Origin of the sequence: Mesorhizobium sp. M7A.F.Ca.CA.003.01.2.1, from assembly GCF_003998945.1 — a bacterium.
Taxonomy (GTDB): Bacteria; Pseudomonadota; Alphaproteobacteria; order Rhizobiales; family Rhizobiaceae; genus Mesorhizobium; species Mesorhizobium ciceri.
Window position 1 is genome coordinate 1 of the sequence record NZ_RZRA01000480.1, and the last position, 4,228, is coordinate 4,228.

Consider the following 4,228-nt stretch of genomic DNA (forward strand, 5'->3'; position numbering starts at 1 on the left):
CCGAGACGCTTGCCGTGTTTGACGAATTGGTGAAGGCAGGAAAGATTCGGCATTTCGGCCTGTCGAACGAGAGTTCCTGGGGCGTGATGCGGTTCCTTGCCGAAGCCGACAAGGGTATCGGCCCGCGCGTCGCGTCGATCCAGAACGCCTACAATCTCGTCAACCGCACCTTCGAGGTGAATCTCGCCGAGGTCTGCGAGCGCGAGCAGGTGTCGCTGCTGCCCTATTCGCCGCTGGCGCAGGGCTATCTCACCGGCAAGTACGACCACGGCGCGCGGCCTCAGGGCTCGCGCACGCAGCTGTTCAATCGCGGCCAGCGCTACGAGACGCCAGGTGCCGCCGAGGCACAACTCGAATACAATGAGCTGGCGCGCTCCTTTGGCCTGGAGCCGGCACTGTTTGCCAACGCCTTTGTCTCGAGCCGGCCGTTCGTGACCTCGAACATCGTCGGCGCGACGACCGTTGCGCAGCTCGATATGGCGCTGTCTTCCGTCGACGTCGTCTGGACCGACGAAATGCAGAAGGCGGTGGATGCGATCCACCAGCGGGTCGGCAATCCCTGTCCTTGAACGGGGATTTCTGGCCGAATATCCAACGATTACAATGGGAGAAGGGCGGCAATGAATTTTCCGATCGAGGCTATCCGGGGGAAATTTCCCGCTCTCTCTCTGACCGACAAGGGCCGCCGCCGCATCTATCTCGACAACCCTGCCGGCACGCAGGTGCCACAGGCAGTGGCGGATGCGGTATCGCGCTGTCTCTTGACCACCAATGCGAACCTTGGCGGCTACTTCGAAACGACGATTGCCGCGCAGGCCGTCGTCGATGAGGCACATGAGGCCATGGCCGATTTCCTCGGCGCCGCAAGCCCTGAGGAAATCGTCATCGGCGCCAACATGACGACGCTGACCTACCACATCTCGCGCACGCTCGGCCGCACGATGCAGCCCGGCGACGAGATCATCCTCACCCGCATGGACCATGAGGGCAACGTCTCGCCCTGGCTGCAACTGGCCGAGGATCACGGCCTCGTCGTGTGCTGGCTGCCGTTCGACGAAACCAGCTGGCAGGTCGAGGAGGCGACGCTGGCTGGCTTGCTTTCGGAGAAGACACGGCTGGTCGCGTTGAACTACGCCAGCAATTTGACCGGTTCGATCAACCGGGTGAAGGCGCTGACTGCGATAGCCAGGAATGCCGGTGCGCTGGTCTATGTCGATGCTGTCCAATTCGCGCCGCACGGGCTGATCGACGTGCAGGAGCTCGGCTGCGATTTCCTGATCTGCTCGGCCTACAAATTCTTCGGACCGCATATGGGCATATTGTGGGGCCGGCGCGACGTCATCGATGACTTGCAGCCCTATAAATGCCGCTGTTCGTCGAATGGCCTGCCGGAGCGGTTCGAACTCGGCACGCCGCAGATCGAGCTGATGGCCGGCCTCACCGCCGCAGTCGACTACTTTGCCGACCTTGGCGCGGCGGCGGGCGAGGGCGGTTCAAGAAGGCAGAAGATCGCCAAGGCGTTCGCGGCTTCGATCGCGTACGAAAACCCGCTGGCGCAACAACTGATCGACGGCCTGTCCGATATCGAGGGCTTGACCGTCCACGGCATCACCGACCCGAAGCGGCTCGGCGATCGCGTGCCGACGGTTTCCTTCACGGTCGAGCGCATCGTGCCGGAGACAATCGTGCGGCAGATGAACGCCGAAAACATCTTCCTGTGGTCCGGTCACAACTACGCCTGGGAGATCGTCCACCAGCTCGGCATTCCAGCCGAGCATGGCGTCGTGCGCATCGGCATTGCTCACTACAACACGGCAGCCGAAATCGACGAAACGCTGGAAAGTGTGCATCGGGTCATCGCCATGCTCAGGCAGCAGCGCTCCTAACGCTGGCTTGAGCACTCACCGCATCTTGCCGCCGAAGCCGGTGAGGAACGCGGTGAGATTGTCGCCGAGTTTGTCGCAGAGGTAGCCGCCCTCCTGGACGATGACCGTCGGCAGGTCGAGCTTTGCGATGGCCTCGCCGATGCGCGAGAAGCCAGGCGTCGTCACCGAAAGTCCGCCGAACGGATCGCCCTCGAACGCGTCGAGGCCGAGCGCCACAACGAGCGCGTCGGGCGAAAAGGCACGGATACGCTGGAAGGCCACCTCGAGCGCTTCGAGAAACGCCGCGTCGGCGGATTTGCGCGGCAGCGGCAGGTTGAAATTGTAGCCGAGGCCGGGCCCTTCGCCGCGCTCGTCGGCATGGCCCCAGAAGAACGGATAGAAGCGCACCGGATCGGCGTGCAGTGAGACGGTCAGCACATCCGGCCGTGCATAGAAGATGCCTTGCGTGCCGTTGCCGTGATGCAGGTCGACATCGAGGATCGCCACCCGTGCGGCCCGTTTGCGCAGAACCTGCGCCGCGACGGCCGAATTGTTGATGAAACAGAAGCCGCCGGCAACATCGGCAAAGGCATGGTGGCCGGGAGGGCGGCACAGCGCGTAGGCGGCCGGTGCGCCTGATATCACCGCCTCGGCCGCATCGACCGCGCTCCAGGCGCTCCATAGCGCGCTCTGCCATGTCTCGCCCGAGATCGGGCAGGCGGTGTCGGCCATGTGATAGCCGGCCTGGCCGACCGCCGAGGCCGGATAGGAGCCGTTGCGCGCGATCGGATGGATGTTGGGGATCACTTCGGCCGAAGCGCCCTCGATGCGCTGCCAGCGCGCGTAGATATGCTCGAGGAAATCCAGATATTCCGGCGTGTGCACCGCCGCGGCCGGGCCGAGCCCATGATCCCGAGGTCGCTCGATCGTGCAACCCGCAGATAGTGCGCCGACTAACAATCTCTCGATGCGCTCCGGCTTTTCCGGATTGGGCTGTGCCGCGCCGCTCGAAAGAAAGGCCCTGGGGTCGTGGCGCTTCTGTTCCTCGGCATAGAAGGCTTTCATTCCTGATCCCCGTTTTCCGGCGCGTCGGCGAAAGCAAAGAAGGCCTCGCCGATGATTTTTTGGGTCTGTTCGTAGCTCGACCAGGCGATGCCCAGCCTCTCGTAGAAGGCCTTGGCCCCTTCATTGTCGGTGTCGACGGACAGCCGGAGATAGACGCCGCCTTCCTTCCGGCACTGCGCCGCAACACGCCGCAGCAGCCGCTCGCCGATCTTGCGGCCGCGAAAACGATCCTCGACATAGAGGTCCTGCACATAGACGCCAGGCCGCCCCATCCATGTCGAAAAGATCGGGAAATGCAGGCAAAGGCCGGCAAACTCGCCGCCCACTTCGGCGATCAGGGTGGAGAAAGCGGGCTTTTCACCAAAGCCGTAGGTGCGCAAATCATCTGCTGTCGAAATGATCTCCTCCGGCGCACCGATATGCGTGCCGAGTTTCAGGATCGCGGCGTGGATGGTTTCGACGTCTTCCACTCGGCCGGGGCGGAGGCGGATTTTGGGCGAGGCAATCATTTCAGGTTCATCTCAGATCAGCATCTCAAAACGCCACCCGGTCGCCGCCCTTGAGCGCCAGCATGTCGCGCGCTTCGGTGGGCGTTGCAACCTCCAGCGACAGCCCGTCGAGAATGCCACGGATACGGCGCACCTGATCGGCATTGGATTTCGCCAGCTGGCGGCCGTCATAGAGACTGTCCTCCAGCCCGACACGGACATTGCCGCCCATGGCTGCTGCAATTGAGATCAGCGGCATCTGCTGGCGGCCGGCGGCGAGCACCGAGAACTGGTAGCTGTCGCCGAACAATTTGTCGGCGATCCGCTTCATGTGGACGAGATTGTCCGGGTCGGCGCCGATGCCGCCCAATATGCCAAGGACGAATTGGATGAACAGCGGTCCCGACACCAACCCCCGATCGCGAAAATGCGCCAGCGAATAGAGATGGCCGACATCATAGCATTCGAATTCGAAGCGCGTGCCGCAGCCCTTTCCCAGTCTTTCCAGCACCGCTTCCATATCGGCGAAGGTGTTCTTGAAGATCGTGTCGCGGGTGGCTTCCAGCAGCTTGGGTTCCCATTCGTGCTGCCATTCCCTCGGCTTGTCGAGCATCGGGAACAGCGCGAAATTCATCGAACCCATGTTGAGCGAGCACATTTCGGGTTCGGCCCGCAAAGGGGCTGCCAGCCGCTGGTCCAGCGTCATCAGCGACGAGCCGCCGGTGGTGATGTTGATCACTGCATCGGTCGCCTGCTTGATGCGCGGCAGGAACTGCATGTAGACGTCCGGATCGGCGGTCGGGCGGCCAT

5 protein-coding genes are annotated in these 4,228 nt (G+C 62.9%); 2 read left to right on the forward strand and 3 right to left on the reverse strand.

Annotated elements, in window-relative coordinates; translation table 11 throughout:
- Together EN969_RS19170 and EN969_RS19175 are read left to right on the forward strand one after the other, a co-directional pair.
- The coding region (locus EN969_RS19170) for an aldo/keto reductase (RefSeq protein ID WP_206525181.1) at positions 1-569 on the forward strand (569 nt) is incomplete at its 5' end.
- Positions 570-620: 51 nt separating this feature from the next.
- Positions 621-1,886 (forward strand): cysteine desulfurase-like protein, encoded by a 1,266-nt coding sequence (locus EN969_RS19175; RefSeq protein WP_063167832.1) that lies wholly within the window; start codon positions 621-623, stop codon positions 1,884-1,886.
- 15 nt (positions 1,887-1,901) lie between these two features.
- Here EN969_RS19175 and EN969_RS19180 read toward each other — a convergent pair whose 3' ends face one another.
- From EN969_RS19180 to EN969_RS19190, 3 genes are all read right to left on the reverse strand, one after another.
- Positions 1,902-2,930 carry a histone deacetylase family protein gene (locus EN969_RS19180; RefSeq protein WP_063167833.1) on the reverse strand — a complete coding sequence of 343 codons (1,029 nt, stop codon included), beginning with the start codon at positions 2,928-2,930 and terminating at the stop codon, positions 1,902-1,904.
- On the reverse strand, positions 2,927-3,439 hold the full coding sequence (locus tag EN969_RS19185) for a GNAT family N-acetyltransferase (protein WP_013532101.1): 513 nt from the start codon (positions 3,437-3,439) through the stop codon (positions 2,927-2,929). The genes EN969_RS19180 and EN969_RS19185 overlap by 4 nt, the downstream gene beginning before the upstream one ends.
- A 25-nt stretch (positions 3,440-3,464) precedes the next feature.
- Positions 3,465-4,228 (reverse strand): 3-keto-5-aminohexanoate cleavage protein (locus EN969_RS19190; protein WP_164758350.1); only part of this gene is annotated, 764 nt, incomplete at its 5' end.

Excerpts from the sequence above, each read along its gene's own strand:
- EN969_RS19175 (WP_063167832.1), top strand. The coding sequence starts at position 621 with ATGAATTTTCCGATCGAGGCTATCCGGGGGAAATTTCCCGCTCTCTCT.
- EN969_RS19185 (WP_013532101.1), bottom strand. The coding sequence starts at position 3,439 with ATGATTGCCTCGCCCAAAATCCGCCTCCGCCCCGGCCGAGTGGAAGAC.
- EN969_RS19180 (WP_063167833.1), bottom strand. The coding sequence starts at position 2,930 with ATGAAAGCCTTCTATGCCGAGGAACAGAAGCGCCACGACCCCAGGGCC.